Annotated in this window: 14 protein-coding genes; 5 read left to right on the plus strand and 9 right to left on the minus strand. The window is 67.3% G+C overall.

Annotated features, from left to right (window positions below; all coding sequences use genetic code 11):
* The first annotated feature begins 10 nt into the window (after nt 1-10).
* From ACTPOE_RS00195 to ACTPOE_RS00205, 3 genes are all read left to right on the plus strand, one after another.
* Nucleotides 11-1,654 carry an acyl-CoA dehydrogenase family protein gene (locus tag ACTPOE_RS00195; protein WP_458870063.1) on the plus strand — a complete coding sequence of 548 codons (1,644 nt, stop codon included), beginning with the start codon at nt 11-13 and terminating at the stop codon, nt 1,652-1,654.
* A gap of 123 nt (nt 1,655-1,777) precedes the next feature.
* Complete coding sequence (locus tag ACTPOE_RS00200) at nt 1,778-2,371, plus strand: thermonuclease family protein (RefSeq protein ID WP_458870065.1); 594 nt, start codon at nt 1,778-1,780, stop codon at nt 2,369-2,371.
* Between the two features lie 2 nt (nt 2,372-2,373).
* A complete protein-coding gene (locus ACTPOE_RS00205) occupies nt 2,374-2,853 on the plus strand; it encodes a DUF1178 family protein (protein ID WP_458870067.1) in 480 nt (159 codons plus the stop codon).
* 35 nt (nt 2,854-2,888) lie between these two features.
* Here ACTPOE_RS00205 and ACTPOE_RS00210 read toward each other — a convergent pair whose 3' ends face one another.
* Nucleotides 2,889-3,764, minus strand: a complete 876-nt coding sequence (locus ACTPOE_RS00210) for a LysR family transcriptional regulator (RefSeq protein ID WP_458870069.1) — start codon at nt 3,762-3,764, stop codon at nt 2,889-2,891.
* Between the two features lie 118 nt (nt 3,765-3,882).
* Between ACTPOE_RS00210 and ACTPOE_RS00215 the strand changes: the two genes are divergently transcribed.
* Nucleotides 3,883-4,224, plus strand: coding sequence for a DMT family transporter (locus ACTPOE_RS00215; protein WP_458870071.1), 342 nt, complete (start codon nt 3,883-3,885; stop codon nt 4,222-4,224).
* Between the two features lie 4 nt (nt 4,225-4,228).
* Nucleotides 4,229-4,558 (plus strand): multidrug/spermidine efflux SMR transporter subunit MdtI, encoded by a 330-nt coding sequence (gene mdtI / locus ACTPOE_RS00220; protein WP_458870073.1) that lies wholly within the window; start codon nt 4,229-4,231, stop codon nt 4,556-4,558.
* 72 nt (nt 4,559-4,630) lie between these two features.
* Here the strand turns inward: mdtI and efp are convergent, their stop codons facing one another.
* The 8 genes from efp to ACTPOE_RS00260 all read right to left on the minus strand — a co-directional run bounded on the left by efp (nt 4,631) and on the right by ACTPOE_RS00260 (nt 14,538).
* Nucleotides 4,631-5,188, minus strand: a complete 558-nt coding sequence (gene efp, locus ACTPOE_RS00225) for an elongation factor P (RefSeq protein WP_458870075.1) — start codon at nt 5,186-5,188, stop codon at nt 4,631-4,633.
* Nucleotides 5,189-5,265: 77 nt separating this feature from the next.
* Entirely contained in the window at nt 5,266-6,360 is a 1,095-nt protein-coding gene (earP, locus tag ACTPOE_RS00230) for an elongation factor P maturation arginine rhamnosyltransferase EarP (protein WP_458870077.1), read from the minus strand.
* A 107-nt stretch (nt 6,361-6,467) separates the two neighbouring features.
* Nucleotides 6,468-7,670: a DUF2863 family protein gene (locus ACTPOE_RS00235; RefSeq protein ID WP_458870079.1), complete on the minus strand. Its 1,203-nt coding sequence runs from the start codon at nt 7,668-7,670 to the stop codon at nt 6,468-6,470.
* A gap of 219 nt (nt 7,671-7,889) precedes the next feature.
* Nucleotides 7,890-8,861, minus strand: coding sequence for an Abi family protein (locus ACTPOE_RS00240; protein ID WP_458870081.1), 972 nt, complete (start codon nt 8,859-8,861; stop codon nt 7,890-7,892).
* Nucleotides 8,862-9,134: 273 nt separating this feature from the next.
* Nucleotides 9,135-11,720, minus strand: a complete 2,586-nt coding sequence (gene acnB, locus ACTPOE_RS00245; protein WP_458870083.1) for a bifunctional aconitate hydratase 2/2-methylisocitrate dehydratase — start codon at nt 11,718-11,720, stop codon at nt 9,135-9,137.
* Nucleotides 11,721-11,948: 228 nt separating this feature from the next.
* A complete protein-coding gene (locus ACTPOE_RS00250) occupies nt 11,949-12,581 on the minus strand; it encodes an OmpW/AlkL family protein (protein ID WP_458870085.1) in 633 nt (210 codons plus the stop codon).
* A gap of 219 nt (nt 12,582-12,800) precedes the next feature.
* Nucleotides 12,801-13,097, minus strand: a complete 297-nt coding sequence (locus ACTPOE_RS00255) for a GNAT family N-acetyltransferase (protein WP_458870087.1) — start codon at nt 13,095-13,097, stop codon at nt 12,801-12,803.
* Nucleotides 13,087-14,538, minus strand: a complete 1,452-nt coding sequence (locus ACTPOE_RS00260) for a bifunctional 2-methylcitrate dehydratase/aconitate hydratase (RefSeq protein WP_458870089.1) — start codon at nt 14,536-14,538, stop codon at nt 13,087-13,089. Before ACTPOE_RS00260 ends, ACTPOE_RS00255 begins: the two co-directional genes overlap by 11 nt.
* Between the last annotated feature and the right edge of the window lie 12 nt (nt 14,539-14,550).

Here is a 14,550-nt window from a genome sequence, read left to right on the forward strand (position 1 = left end):
GACATCGAAAATGGATCGCGAAGACATGGCGCAATCGGCGCTCGGAGCCGACAACCAGGTGCCGGATCTGCCTGATTGCAATCTGTACCTGACGGACGACGCCTTGGTCGAAGGCGTGCGCCGCGAAGGCGCCGGGGGCCGCGAGGCCGAACTGGAAACCTGGGGCGCCCGGCTGGGCCGCGCCGATCTGGCGCGGCTGGCGGCCGAGGTCAACCGCCAGGGGCCGGTGCTGCGGTCGTTCGACCGCCGGGGGGCGCGCATCGACGTGGTGGAATTCCATCCCGGGTGGTCCGAGTTTCTTTCGCTGGCCTTCGCCCAGGGCATGCACGGCGGCGCCTGGACCGAGCCGGGGCCGGGCGCTCAGGTCGCCCGCGCGGCGCATTACCTGATGCACGGCCAGGTCGAGGCCGGCTCCTTGTGTCCGGTGACCATGACCAGCGCCGCGATTCCGCTGCTGGCGCGCGAACCCTGGTTCGCCTCGATCCGGCCGCTGCTGGCCAGCCGCCAGTACGACGGGTGCGACGGCCCCTTGGCCGGCAAGCATGCCATGATGGTCGGGATGGGCATGACCGAGCGGCAGGGCGGGTCGGACCTGCGCGCCAATCTGAGCCGCGCCGAGTCTCAGGGCGAGGGCTGGTTCCGCCTGACGGGCCACAAATGGTTCTTTTCCTCCCCCATGTCGGACGCCCACCTGGTGCTGGCGCGCGACGGCGACGGCCATTCCTGCTTCTACATGCCCCGCTGGCTGGACGACGGCCGTCGCAATCCGGTGCGCATCCTGCGGCTCAAGGACAAGCTGGGCAACCGCTCCAATGCCAGCGCCGAGGTCGAGTTCGAGGGCGCGGTGGCGCGCCGGCTCGGCGAACCCGGCCGGGGCATCGCGACATTGGTCGAGATGGCGTCCTACACCCGCCTGGATTGTGTGCTGGGCAGCGCGGCCCTGATGCGCCAGGCGCTGGTCCAGGGGATTCACCACGCCCGCCACCGGCGGGCCTTCGGCCGCCTGCTGATCGACCAGCCGCTGATGCGGCAGGTGCTGGCGGACCTGGCCCTGGAAAGCGAGGCCGCCACTGCCCTGGCGCTGCGCCTGGCGGGGGCCTTCGACCGTCCGGAACAGCCCGCCGAGCAGGCGCTGCGCCGCCTGCTGACGCCGGCGGCGAAGTTCTGGGTCTGCAAGCGGGCCATCGACGTCACGGCCGAATGCATGGAGGTCTGGGGCGGCAACGGCTATGTCGAAGAAGGCCCCATGGCCCGCCTGTACCGCGAGGCGCCCGTCAACTCCATCTGGGAAGGCTCGGGCAACGTCATGTGCCTGGACGTGCTCCGGGCCGCCCGCCAGGAGCCGCGGCATGCCGCCCGGATGGTCGACGGACTGGCCCGGATCCACCCGGGCGAGCCGGCGTTGCGGACCGCGGCGGACCGCCTGCTGGCGACCCTGGCGCTCGATGCCGACGGACAGCAGGCGATGGCCCGGATGGTCGCCCGGGATCTGGTGCTGCTGGTCCAGGCGGACCTGCTGCTGCGCCATGCGCCGGACTGGCTGTCGCGGGCTTTCGTGGACAGCCGCCTGGGCGCCGCGGGCGGAGACGCGTTCGGCGTCCGGCCGGTGACGCTGGCCTCTGATGCGCTGCTGCGGCGAGCCTGGCCCGGGTGACCGGGGCGTGGAGGCCCGGGGCGGACGTTACGGCCGCGCGGGCGCCGCTGGCGCTCCCCGCGCTCCCCATTACAATGGCCGGGAGAGGCCGCCCATTCCGGCGCGGTCCATCCCGCCCCCTTCATGCCGATTTCCTTTTTTCCATCACCGGGTCTCGTCCGGTTCGCATTGCCGGTGCTGCTGGCCGCGGCGCTGTGTCTGGCCTTGCCCGCTCCGGCGGCGCGCGCGGCCGGGCCCTATGCCTTGTCCGGCCGGGTCGTGGACGTATCCGATGGCGACACCTTGACGCTGCTGGCGGGACGGGATCGCCACCGGGTGCGGCTGGCGAGCATCGACGCCCCGGAAACGGGCCATGGCCGCCGGCGGCCCGGCCAGCCTTACGGGCAGGCCGCCCGCAAGGCCCTGGCCGATCTGGTGGCAGGCCGGACGCTGACGCTGCATTGCTACGAACAGGACCGCTACGAGCGCGACGTCTGCGACGTGCCGCTGCCAGACGGCCGGACCGCCAACCGCGTCATGGTCGAGACCGGCATGGCCTGGGCCAACCGGCAGGGCGGCGGCAAATATCTGCGGGACGCGTCCCTGGCGGGGTTGGAGCGCCGGGCGCGCGACCAGCGCCTGGGCCTGTGGCGCCAGGCCGGGGCCGTCGCCCCCTGGGATTGGCGCTGGCAGTGCTGGGACGCGCTTGAAAACGGCCGATCGACCTCCATCTGCTGAACATGGCACTCAAAGTATTCGATCTCTCGTGCGAGCATGACCACGTCTTCGAAGGCTGGTTCTCGTCCCAGGACAGCTACCAGGACCAGTTGTCCCGGGGGCTGGTGCGTTGTCCCGTCTGTCACAGCGACCAGATCACGCGCCGGGTCTCGGCGCCGCATCTGAACGTCAGTCACCTGCGCGCCGAGCCGGTTCCGCGCGCCGAACCCGCGCCCCGGGCCCGGGCGGCGGTCGCGGCGCCGTCCGGCGATCAGATGACCCGCCTGCAGGCGGAAGTCCTGCGCCAGATCCGCCGCATCGTGCGCCAGACCGACGACGTCGGCGCCCGTTTCGCCGACGAGGCCCGCCGCATGCACAGCGGCGAGATCGAGGAACGCCCCATCCGCGGCACGGCCTCGGCCGAGGACTGCCGCGAGCTGATTGACGAGGGCATCTCCATCATGCCGATTCCCGACATCCTGGACGACGATCGGCTGCAGTAGGGGCGCGGTCGTTCGCGACGCGGGCAATGGACCCGTCAGGCCCATGCCCGCATCAGTTCCGCGAAGCGCTGCCCGGTCCAGCGCGCAGCCGTGCCCAACTCCCGCCCTTGCGGCCAGATCATGCGGATCGAGAACAGGGGCAGGGCCAGCGACGGACAGGAAACCTGGCGCAAAGGCTTGGGATAGCCGGCGTGCGCGGCGACGTTGATCGGCAGGGAGGCCCAGCCGAGATCGTCGGCAACCATCTCCGCGATGGTATAGAAGCTGTCCGAGCGCCAGACCTTGGGGCTGTAGAGGGGTTCCTCGACGTCCTCGGCGCGCATCACGAGCTGGCGGTAACGGGCCAGATCCTCTCGCTTGACAACCGGTTTCTCCGCCAGGGGGTGGCCGCTGGCCACGAAGATCCCCTGGGCGAGCGTCCCGATGTGGCGCTGATCGAAACCGTCCCGCAGCGGTCCCCGGTCGAATTGGAACGCCACGCCGGCGCGCGCTTGGCTGACATAGTCCGCGACTTCGGTGGCGGTGCCGTTGAGCAGCGTCAGCTCCAGATCGGGGAAACGGCCGGAGAGTTCGCGCAGCAGGACGCGGATCGCCGTATAGGGCAAAGCTTCGTCCAGGGCCAGCGCCAGGCTGGCTTCGTCTCCCGTGGCCAGCGACCGGGCGCGCTGGTCCAGCGCCCGCGCCTGCCGCAACAATTCACGGGCTTCCAGCAACATCGCCCGGCCGGCGTCGGACAGGGTGGCGCGATGCCTGGTGCGATCGAAAAGCATGATGCCCAGATCGGCTTCCAGCAGGCCGATCGCCGTGCTCACGGCCGATTGCGCCTTGCCCAGCCGGCGGGCGGCGGCGCTGATGGAACCGTATTCCACGGTGGCGACGAACTGGCGCAGCTGGTCGAGGTTCCATTGCATGCCCGGATATTATCAAATAAATAGATGGAATCAAACTTTTTAAATCCAAGAAATAGGTCAAAAATAGGAGAAACCGTCCAGTTCGATCCTGAAAACACTTCTTTGAAAGAAGACCATCATGGCATTGCGCTCCTGGCTGTACCTGCTGGCGGCCGTCGCGGTCGAAGTTTCCGGCGTGACCCTCATGAAGCGTGTGGCCGATTCCGGCGCCCTTGCACCGCTCCTGTTCATGTACGCCATGATCGGGCTGTCATTCTGCTTCCTGGCGCTGGCCGTCCGGCGCCTGCCCATCGCCCTGGCCTATGCCGCCTGGGAAACGCTCGGCCTCGCCAGCGTCACCTTCATCGGTCTGCGCTATTTCGGCGAAGATCTGGGTCCGGCCAGGGCGCTCGGCATGGTGGTGCTGCTGGCCGGCGTCATCCTGGTCAGCATCGGCACATCCCAGGCGCGGGGAGGGTGACATCATGCGGAACGCCGCGCTCGTGCATTATGCGTTCATGGTCGCCGCCATCGTTCTGGAGGTCGCCGCCAACGTTTTCGTCAAATATTCCGACGGGTTTCGCAGGCGCGCGGTCGGCGCCCTGGGGATTTTCTGCATCCTGGCCTCGTTCACAGCGCTGTCGCAGGCAATCAAAGGCATCGACCTTGCCGTCGCCTATGCGCTGTGGGGCGGCATGGGCATTCTGCTGACCGCGTTCGCCGGCCTGGCGTTGTTTCAGCAGCGACTCGGCCGTATCGGCTGGCTGGGAATCTCCGCCATCGTATCGGGGGTGTTGCTGCTCGAGATGACATAGCGCCCGAGGGGCGGGACGGAAACGAAAAAACCGGGCCTGAGCCCGGTTTTTTCGTGCGCGCTTCGCGGGTGATCACATGACCCGGCTGCGGTATTCATTGGTGCGGGTGTCGATCTCGATCTTGTCGCCGATGTTGCAGAACAGCGGCACGGACAGCTCGTAGCCGGTGTTGATCTTGGCGGGCTTCAGGACCTTGCCGGACGTGTCGCCCTTGACGGCGGGTTCGGTGTAGGTGATCTCGCGCACGATGATGGTGGGCAGTTCCACCGAGATCGCGCGACCGTCGTAGAACACGACTTCGACCGTCATGCCTTCTTCCAGGTAGTTCAGCGCGTCGCCCATGCTGTCGGCCTCGACTTCGTGCTGGTTGTATTCCTCGTCCATGAAGACGTACATCGGGTCGGCGAAGTAGGAATAGGTGCATTCCTTGTTCTCGAGCACCACCTGCTCGAACTTTTCGTCGGCCTTGTAGACGGATTCGCTGGCGCTGCCGGTCAGCAGGTTCTTGAACTTGAGCTTGACGACGGCGGCGTTGCGGCCGGACTTGTTGTATTCCGCCTTCTGGACGACGAGGGGATCGCTGCCGACCATGACGACGTTGCCAACGCGCAGTTCCTGTGCGATTTTCATGGAAAAAAACTCCGGGGATGTGTGCCCCGTGCTAAAACGCATTCCGAGGCAAAGCTGAAAAAAGTTAACTGTGCATTTTAGCGCGTTTGGCGTTGTCGCAGGCAAAAATCCAGCAAACCTTGACCCAGGTCTGATTGGTCGGCCAATTCGGCGCACCAGGCGCGGCTGCGCGTCCGCCAGTCGGACCAGGCCGGCTCCCGCAGCGCGGCCGGCAGCGCCCGGGCCACGGCCTCGTCGTCCTGGCGGTTCCAGGCGCGGGTCAGTTCGGCGGCGGGGGTGGGCCAGCGGGCCCGGTCCAGCCAGGCATCCAGTTTGTCGAGGTGGGCGTCCCGCGCCTGGCGGTAGATCTGCCAGACCATGGGCGCGCCGGCCCAGAGCGCGCGCACCAGGGAATCCTCGCCGCGCACGAAATTCAGGTCGCAGCACCACAGCAGTTCGTCGAAGCGGGCCTGGGGCACGAAGGGAATGGGGATGACGCGCAGGCCATCCTGGTCGCGCAGCGCGGCCGGGGGCGGGTCGCCGGGGAAGAGCAGCCAGACGGGCCGGCCCAGGCCGGCCAGGGCCGCGCACAGGCCGGCCAGCGGGGCGTCGGGATAGCAGAACAGCAGCACGCACAGGGCGTCGGCGGGCGGCGCGGACGGCAGCCCGGCCAGGGTTCGCAGACGCGAGCCGCGATCCCGCGCCTGTTCGGCGTCGCGTCTCGCCAGCAGGTCCGGTTCACGCAGCAGTCCGCCGGTGGCCGGTGTGAAGCCGGGGAAGAAAAAGAATTTCGGCACGCTGTTGGCCTGCGGCGAGGGCAGGCCGTGGCAGCCTTCCACCCAGGGCTCCGCGCTGAGATATTCCAGGTTGATCCACAGGCAATCGCGCCCGGCCATGGCGGCCTCGTAGGCCGGCGGCAAGGCGCAGGCGAAAGCCTCGATCACCACGCCGCCCGGGGGCGGGGCGGCGTGTTCCGCCCGGCGCCAGGGCCCGATCCGCACGCCCTCCAGGGTCTGCTCGTCCGCCCGCGCGTCCAGCGCCGGCAGCAGCCGCGCCAGGATCTCGGGCCGGTCGATCCACAGGCGCACGGACTGGCCCAGCGCGGCCAGCCGCCGGGCGAGTCGCCAGCATACGCCCGCATCGCCGAAATTGTCGACGACGCGGCAGAACAGATCGAAGGAAAGGACATTCATCGAGGATGAGACTGGGCACGGATCAGTCCTTGCGGACTGACCTGTGCCTGTCGAATCCGAACCGCTTGCAAGCGGCGAGGTGGAGGGATGCCACGCCCGACCCGATGTCAGTGGAACTGGACGGGCTCCGGATCGATTTCCTCCGGCAGTTCGGGGTGCTGCATGTCGCCCAGCATGTTGGGGAAATACGGCGTGCCGCAGTCCTCGCAGAACTCCATGGGCTGCAGGCCGGGCAGGCGGCGGATGTCCTGGACGCCGCATTCGCGCAGCAGGGCGGCGATCGCGTCCCAGGTGTCGACCTGGCCCTCGGCGTCCGGATCGGGCTGGGATTCCTCGCGGCTGAGCGCGGGCCAGACGCAGCCGTAGATCACGTCGTTGCTCTGGCGGGTGCAGAAGCCGATACGGTATTCCTCGATGGTCTGGTCGCCGCAGGCGACCAGCGCGGCCCGCAGGTCCGTGCCCGGGATGCGGGCCGCGGTCTGCAGCCAGGTGGCGGCCGCTTTCAGGGTCAGAGGGCGGATGCCCTGGTCGGCCTGGCGGGTGCTGGTGTAATAGGCCTCCGGGCGCAGGTATTTCAACTGGCAGCCGGTGAAGGCGGGTTCCAGAATGCGCGCGCAGCCCTCGGCCCATCGCTCGGCGACGGCTTCCTGGGTGGGGGACTCGGCGGGCAGGGGGGATTGCCATTGGAACACGGCCCCGCCGCGCGGCACCACCACCGCGCCGACCAGGAAGAACACGTCGGCCAGGAGGTCTTCCGGGGCCTCGGCCTCGCGCAGCGCGGGGCCGTCGCGGCGTAGCCCCAGGGCGCGCTGCGCCAGCGCCTGGGTCCAGGCGCGGGTCTCCTGGAACGACTGCGGCAGGCGGTCGAAACGGATCAGCGACGGCAGCAGAGCGACCCGGGCTTCGGACCCCAGCACGGTGTCCGCCAGCAGCGCTTCGAGCGCCTGCGACTGGGCCGCGCTCAACTGGCCGGCCGGCAGCCGGTAGCGGGTCCAGGCCAGGACCGGTGCCGAGATCAGCAGCGTGTCGCAGTCCTGCTCGTCCGGCCCGGGCATCAGCGATTCGGAACGGGCCTCGGCCAGTTCCACCAGGAGCTCATAGGCCGCCGAACGCTGTTCCAGCAGGACGTCCAGGGCGGATTCCACGGCGCGCCCGTGGCGGGCGCCCAGGGCCTTGTCCAGGGCTTCGCCGAGGCGGCCTTCCCAATAGACGTCTTCCAGATGGCTGCCCGAGCGCGACAGCGCCTCGGCCAGGGAAATCAGGGTCTGCGACGTGCGCGACAGCGAGGAGGAACGGGAGCGGGGAGGCATGGTGCACCGGTGAGCAGGGTAGACCCTAGTGTACCTGCACTGAAATGAAAAATGTCCGCTGTCAAGTCTCAGGCAGGATTTGGTGGTTCAAAAAAATTCTTTTAATACAAATGGTTAGATGTGTTTGCGGCCAATTCTCGCAGAAGGCGTTTGTCCATCAGGAACCACATGGGAGCGTAGCTGGAGCAAGCCAAGGCTAGCCGGATCAATGCCTCCGCGCTATAGCCAAAGCGGTTGGCCCTCCCAACCAGCCGGAAAGCCCATGTCGGCTAGCGACAAGCCTGGCACCGCCGGAAATCCATCGAGCAGTCGGCGCAACCGTGTCGGCCAGCTCGAATTCGGGCTGACCACGCGCATCATGTGCAGCAGGATGCAAAGCATCACGAACAGCCGTGACGCGACGGCGGGCTGGCCGATCACTGGATCGAAAGCTGGCACCGCCCCTGCGCGCGGCAGCTTCGGTTGATCCACCAGATTCTTGTTCCACAAGCGGCTGTGGTGCGCGGCTACATTGCGCACGAAATTCAGCGCCCGCAGCCAGCTTTGTAGAAGCTGGCCGTCGGGCAGGCTGTAGCGCGCGGCGATCGCATCCTTGTCCGCCACCTGCATGCCTTGGTAGAAGGTGGACAGCATGCCGAACTCCCACAGTTCGACCGCCACCCAGAGCGGGAAAGGCTCACCGTACTTCTGCTGGTAGTGCCGCACGAAATCCTCTCGTGAGCGCGCCACCATCTGCTGGTGCTTGTCCAACCAGAGCTGGTAGGTTGTGCGGCCGGTTGCATTGACCTTCTTGGTGAAGTTCCCGTGCAGCAGAGCCGGGTTCGTGTGGGCGAAGGGATCGCGCTGGCCCAGGCGGTAGGACACATCCACCCGCAAGGCCACTTCGATGCGCTCGATGGCATCGAGCGCCAGCAGGCGAAGTCGCTTGTCGAAGACGTAGAGCGCCAGCACCTGCTCGAAAGTGCTGCCCGGGCGGAACGCATCGGCACGCTGCACGGTGATTTGCGGCGAGCCGGTCGCTTGCGACCGCACGGTCTGGCGCAGCGGATACCAGTAGGCACTGAGCCGGTAGTAGCCGATGCGCTGAAGGCACGCCAGTGCCGCAGCTTCGTCGGTGACGCCCAAGCCCCGGCCCTTCAGAAGAGCCAGTTGCTGCTCGAAAGTGAGATAGGGCTTGTTGTACGTGGACATGGCCGGCACAAAAGAGAACCCACCCGTACATCTTTCGACGCAGAGGGGTGGGCCGTGTTGAGGTGATTCTAGCCGTTTCCGGCAGAAGGCTCAAGATGCGTTGACAGATGCGATGGCCTCTTGGCTCGGGTGGGTGGCGGCTCCGTGGCTTCTGCCGCTGCGCCCTCGTCTTGCTGCCCCCAAGGGGGCCTTTTCATCTTGGGACGGCCCTGCGATGAAAAAACCCGGGACCGAAGTCCCGGGTTCGCGCCTGCGATGCCTGGAATGCGTGGATCAGGCGTCGACCGTGCTGGCGACCGCCGTGAAGTCCTCGATCTGGTCGAAGTTCATGTAGCGGTAGATGGTCTCGCTGTCCTTGGCCAGCAGGCCCATGGCCTCGAGGTATTCCTCTCGGGTGGGGATGCGGCCCAGGCCGGAGCAGATCGCCGCCATTTCGGCCGAGCCCAGGAACACGTTGGAGTTCTTGCCCAGGCGGTTGGGAAAGTTGCGCGTGCTGGTCGAGAACACCGTGGCGCCCTCGCGCACCTGGGCCTGGTTGCCCATGCACAGCGAGCAGCCCGGCATTTCCATGCGCGCGCCGGCCGTGCCGAAGGTGCCGTAGTGGCCTTCCTTGGTCAGTTCGCCGGCGTCCATCTTGGTGGGCGGGGCCACCCACAGCTTGGAGGGCAGGTCGCGCTTGCCCTTGAGCAGCGTGGCGGCGGCGCGGAAGTGGCCGATGTTGGTCATGCAGCTGCCGATGAAGACCTCGTCGATGGCGGTGCCGGCCACGTCGGACAGCGTCTTGACGTCGTCCGGGTCGTTCGGGCAGGCCACGATGGGCTCGTGGATGTCCGCCAGGTCGATGTCGATGACCGCCGCGTAGTCGGCGTCGGCGTCGGGCTCGACCAGTTGCGGGTTCGCCAGCCAGGCTTCCATGTTCTTGATGCGGCGCGCCAGGGTGCGGGCGTCCTGGTAGCCGTTGGCGATCATCCACTTCAGCAGCGTGATGTTGCTGTTCAGGTATTCGATGATCGGTTCCTTGTTCAGGCGCACGGTGCAGGCGGCGGCGGAACGTTCGGCCGAGGCGTCGGACAGTTCGAAGGCCTGTTCGATCTTCAGGTTCGGCAGCCCTTCGATTTCGAGGATGCGGCCGGAGAAGATGTTCTTCTTGCCCTTCTTTTCGACGGTCAGCAGGCCCTGCTTGATCGCGTACAGCGGGATCGCGTTGACCAGGTCGCGCAGCGTGACGCCGGGCTGCATTTCGCCCTTGAAGCGCACCAGCACGGATTCGGGCATGTCCAGCGGCATGACGCCGGTGGCCGCCGCGAAGGCGACCAGGCCGGAGCCGGCCGGGAAGCTGATGCCGATCGGGAAGCGGGTGTGCGAGTCGCCGCCGGTGCCGACCGTGTCGGGCAGCAGCATGCGGTTCAGCCAGGAGTGGATGATGCCGTCGCCCGGACGCAGGGCCACGCCGCCGCGCGTGCTGATGAAGGCGGGCAGTTCGTGGTGGGTCTTGACGTCCACGGGCTTGGGATAGGCGGCGGTGTGGCAGAAGGACTGCATCACCAGGTCGGCCGAGAAGCCCACGCAAGCCAGGTCCTTCAGTTCGTCGCGGGTCATGGGGCCGGTGGTGTCCTGGCTGCCGACCGAGGTCATGCGCGGTTCGCAGTAGGTGCCGGGGCGCACGCCCTGGCCTTCGGGCAGGCCGCAGGCGCGGCCGACCAGCTTCTGCGCCAGGGAGAAGCCCTTGCCGCTGTCGGCGGGGGATTCCGGCAGGCGGAACAGCGTCGCGGGCGGCAGGCCCAGGGACGCGCGAGCCTTGGCCGTCAGGCCGCGGCCGATGATCAGCGGAATGCGGCCGCCGGCGCGCACTTCATCGAGCAGCACGTCGGACTTCAGCTGGAATTCGGAGATGACCTGGCCGTTCTTCAGCGCCTTGCCTTCGTAGGGGCGCAGTTCGATGACGTCGCCCATGTTCATGGCGGACACGTCCAGCTCGATGGGCAGGGCGCCGGAGTCTTCCATGGTGTTGTAGAAGATCGGGGCGATCTTGCCCCCCAGACAGACGCCGCCGAAGCGCTTGTTGGGCACGAAGGGGATGTCTTCGCCGGTGTACCAGATGACGGAGTTGGTGGCCGACTTGCGCGAGGAGCCGGTGCCGACCACGTCGCCGACGTAGGCGACCAGGTGGCCCTTGGCCTTGAGTTCGTTCAGCAGTTTGATCGGGCCGACCTGGCCGGGGGCGTCGGGCACGATGCCGTCGCGCGGGTTCTTCAGCATCGCCAGGGCGTGCAGCGGGATGTCCGGGCGGCTCCAGGCGTCGGGCGCGGGCGACAGGTCGTCGGTGTTGGTTTCGCCGGTGACCTTGAGCACGGTCAGGGTCAGGCTTTGCGGGACTTCGGGGCGGCTGGTGAACCATTCGGCGTCGGCCCAGCTCTGCAGCACGGCCTGGGCGTGGACGTTGCCCGCCTTGGCCTTTTCCTCGATGTCGTGGAAGGCGTCGAAGACCAGCAGGGTCTTCTTCAGGCCTTCGGCGGCGATCGGCGCCAGTTCGGCGTGGTCCAGCAGTTCGATCAGGGCGCTGATGTTGAAGCCGCCCAGCATGGTGCCCAGCAGCTCGGTGGCGCGGCGGGCGTCGATCAGGGGGCAGGATTCCTTGCCCAGCGCGACGGCGGCCAGGTAGGAGGCCTTGACCTGGGCGGCGTCGTCCACGCCGGCGGGGACGCGGTGCGTGAACAGGTCCAGCAGGAATTCGGCTTCGCCGGCGGGCGGGTTTTTCAGCAGTTCGATCAGGTCGGCCGTCTGCTTGGCCGTCAGGGGAAGCGGCGGGATGCCGATCGCCTCGCGGGCGGCGGCTTCGGTGCGGTAGGATTCCAGCATGGAGTGATGCCCCAGGAGAGAGGGTTGGAGAACGGCGCTATTTTACCGGCAAGCCCGGCCATGAGGCAATAGTCTTATATAAGATATAAGACCGAAGGCATGAACCGTCTCCAATGCTGCGAAGGCAGGATGCACACAGGGCGAGCCCCGCCCGTGAGAGAGCAGCCTCGCCCTGTGCCCGCGGCGGCGCCCGGGAGGCGCCGGTCATGATATCCCGCCGGATGCCGCTCAGAAGCGGTAGCCGACCCCGATGGTGGCGACCCAGGGATTGATCTTGGCCTTGCCGATGTCCGTGCCGTTCAGGTGGACGGTGGAGCGGATGTCGATGTAGCGCAGATCGGCGTTCAGGAACCAGCGGTCGTTGAGCTTGTAGTCCACGCCGACCTGGGCGGCGACGCCCCAGGAATCGTCCAGGCTGAGGTCGCTGCCGGACAGCGCGCCCTTGGTCTTGGTGTCGAAGAAGGTCGTGTAGTTCAGCCCCACGCCCACGTAGGGCTGGAAGGTGGCGTCCGGCAGGAAGTGCCATTGCAGGCTGAGGGTCGGCGGCAGGTGCTGGGTCGAGCCGATGTCGCCCAGGCCTTTGGCGCTGATGGTGTGCTTGAAGGGATAGGCGCCCAGCAGTTCGATGCCGATGTTGCGCGTGGCCATGTAGGTCAGGGTGAAGCTGGGACGGGTGCTGCCGTCGATGTCCAGCTTGACGGTGCCGTTGGCCAGGGTGCCGTTGTCGGACTTGGGCTCGACGTGCGTGACGCCGACTTTCAGCAGGATGTCGCCCGCTTCGTGGGCCAGCGCGGGGACGGCGGCGATCGAGCCGGCCGCCAGTGCGCAGGCGAGGACGGTGTGACGAAGGCGGAATGCCATGAGGGATCTCCCTTTTTGCAGGGTGGTTATGGAAGATCCCATTGTGTCGGAAGGCGGTCTCCGGGTATTTAATCCCGATCAAGGAAACCGAGGAAACCATATTTTTACTACTTTATTAGTATTTATTCACCGCCAGACAGGGGTGCCTTCGGCGCCGTCCGCGGGACATGGCCTCGCCGACCTCGCCCTGACGGGCGAGGCTTGCGCTTGGGCCCGTGGTCAGGCCACCAGATCCCGGTATTCCGGATGCCGCCGCACGAAGGCCGCCACATACGAGCACAGCGGCCGGACCCGCCAGCCGCGCGCGCGGGCCGTGTCCAGCCCGGCGCGCACCAGGTCCGCGGCGATGCCGCGTCCGCCCACGGCGGCCGGCACCCCGGTGTGCGTGAACGAAGCGACCGCGCCGTCCAGCGTGTAGTCCAGTACGCAGGAGCGGCCGTCCTCCGTCCATTCGAAACGGCGGGCGGCTTCGTCGTGGTGGACGGCCCGGGCGGGGTAGGGGGCCTCAGATGACATACAGATCCACGTATTCGTGCACCGGCATGGCTTCCAGCGTGGCCTGGTCCAGCGACGCATCCAGGATGCGCTGCTGCTGGCGGGCCGGGAACTGGCGCGCCAGGTTGCGGCGGAACTTGGCTTCCAGCAGCGGGATGCCGTCCTTGCGGCGGCGCTTGTGGCCGATCGGGTATTCGCAGACGATCTCGTCGAGCCGGGTGCCGTCCGTGAATTCGACCGTCAGCGCGTTGGCGATGGAGCGCTTGTCCGGGTCGTGGTAGTCGGCGGTGAAGGCCGGATCCTCGACGCAGACCATCTTGTCGCGCAGCGCGTCGATGCGCGGATCGGCGGCCACGCCGTCCTCGTAGTCCGAGGCGGTCAGGCGGCCGAACAGGATGGGCACGGCCACCATGTACTGGATGCAGTGGTCGCGGTCGGCGGGGTTGTTCAGCGGCCCCTTTTTGTCGATGATGCGGATGCAGGCCTCGTGCGTGCGGATCGTGATTTTCTTGATGTCGTCGGCGGTCTTGCCCCCGGACTTCAGCTTTTCATGGATCTGCATGGCGCATTCCACCGCTGTCTGCGAGTGGAATTCGGCCGGGAAGGAGATCTTGAACAGCACGTTCTCCATCACGTAAGTGCCATAGGGGCGCTGGAACTTGAAGGGCTGGCCCTTGAACAGCACGTCGTAGAAGCCCCAGACCGGCGCGGTCAGCACCGACGGATAGCCCATTTCGCCGGTACGGGCCATCAGGGCCAGGCGCACCGCGCGGCTGGTGGCGTCGCCCGCGGCCCAGGACTTGCGGCTGCCGGTGTTGGGCGCATGGCGGTAGGTGCGCAGGCTCTGGCCGTCCACCCAGGCCAGGGAAACGGCGTTGATGGCCTCTTCACGCGACAGGCCCAGCATCTGCGAGACCACGGCGGTGGAGGCGACCTTCACCAGCACCACGTGGTCCAGGCCGACCTTGTTGAAGGAGTTCTCCAGTGCGATGCAACCCTGGATCTCGTGCGCCTTGATCATGCCTTCCAGCACCGCGCGCATGGTCAGCGGCGCCTTGCCGGCGGCCACGGCGTTGCGCGACAGCCAGTCGGCCACGGCCAGGACGCCGCCCAGGTTGTCGGACGGGTGGCCCCATTCGGCCGCCAGCCAGGTGTCGTTGAAGTCCAGCCACCGGATCATGCAGCCGATGTTGAACGCGGCCTGCACCGGGTCCAGCTGGAACTGCGTACCGGGGACCTTGGCGCCGTCGGGAACGATGGTGCCGGGCACGATGGGGCCCATGAGCTTGCGGCAGGCCGGGTATTCCAGGCCTTCCAGGCCGCAGCCCAGGGTGTCGATCAGGCAGTTGCGAGCGGTCTCGAGCGCCAGCGCGCTGTCGATCCTGTAGTCGAAGACATAGTCTACGATGTCCACCAGGACCTGGTCGGGCTGGGGACGGACGTTGGAAATGGGTGCGGACATGGAGGTTCCTGA

The sequence above is a fragment of the Castellaniella sp. WN genome (genome assembly GCF_054457555.1).

Coding starts and splice junctions, on each gene's coding strand:
- ACTPOE_RS00235 (WP_458870079.1), bottom strand. CDS start 7,670: ATGCCTCCCCGCTCCCGTTCCTCCTCGCTGTCGCGCACGTCGCAGACC.
- acnB (WP_458870083.1), bottom strand. CDS start 11,720: ATGCTGGAATCCTACCGCACCGAAGCCGCCGCCCGCGAGGCGATCGGC.
- earP (WP_458870077.1), bottom strand. CDS start 6,360: ATGAATGTCCTTTCCTTCGATCTGTTCTGCCGCGTCGTCGACAATTTC.
- ACTPOE_RS00195 (WP_458870063.1), top strand. CDS start 11: ATGGATCGCGAAGACATGGCGCAATCGGCGCTCGGAGCCGACAACCAG.
- ACTPOE_RS00255 (WP_458870087.1), bottom strand. CDS start 13,097: ATGTCATCTGAGGCCCCCTACCCCGCCCGGGCCGTCCACCACGACGAA.
- ACTPOE_RS00210 (WP_458870069.1), bottom strand. CDS start 3,764: ATGCAATGGAACCTCGACCAGCTGCGCCAGTTCGTCGCCACCGTGGAA.
- ACTPOE_RS00260 (WP_458870089.1), bottom strand. CDS start 14,538: ATGTCCGCACCCATTTCCAACGTCCGTCCCCAGCCCGACCAGGTCCTG.
- ACTPOE_RS00200 (WP_458870065.1), top strand. CDS start 1,778: ATGCCGATTTCCTTTTTTCCATCACCGGGTCTCGTCCGGTTCGCATTG.
- ACTPOE_RS00215 (WP_458870071.1), top strand. CDS start 3,883: ATGGCATTGCGCTCCTGGCTGTACCTGCTGGCGGCCGTCGCGGTCGAA.
- ACTPOE_RS00250 (WP_458870085.1), bottom strand. CDS start 12,581: ATGGCATTCCGCCTTCGTCACACCGTCCTCGCCTGCGCACTGGCGGCC.
- ACTPOE_RS00205 (WP_458870067.1), top strand. CDS start 2,374: ATGGCACTCAAAGTATTCGATCTCTCGTGCGAGCATGACCACGTCTTC.
- mdtI (WP_458870073.1), top strand. CDS start 4,229: ATGCGGAACGCCGCGCTCGTGCATTATGCGTTCATGGTCGCCGCCATC.
- efp (WP_458870075.1), bottom strand. CDS start 5,188: ATGAAAATCGCACAGGAACTGCGCGTTGGCAACGTCGTCATGGTCGGC.
- ACTPOE_RS00240 (WP_458870081.1), bottom strand. CDS start 8,861: ATGTCCACGTACAACAAGCCCTATCTCACTTTCGAGCAGCAACTGGCT.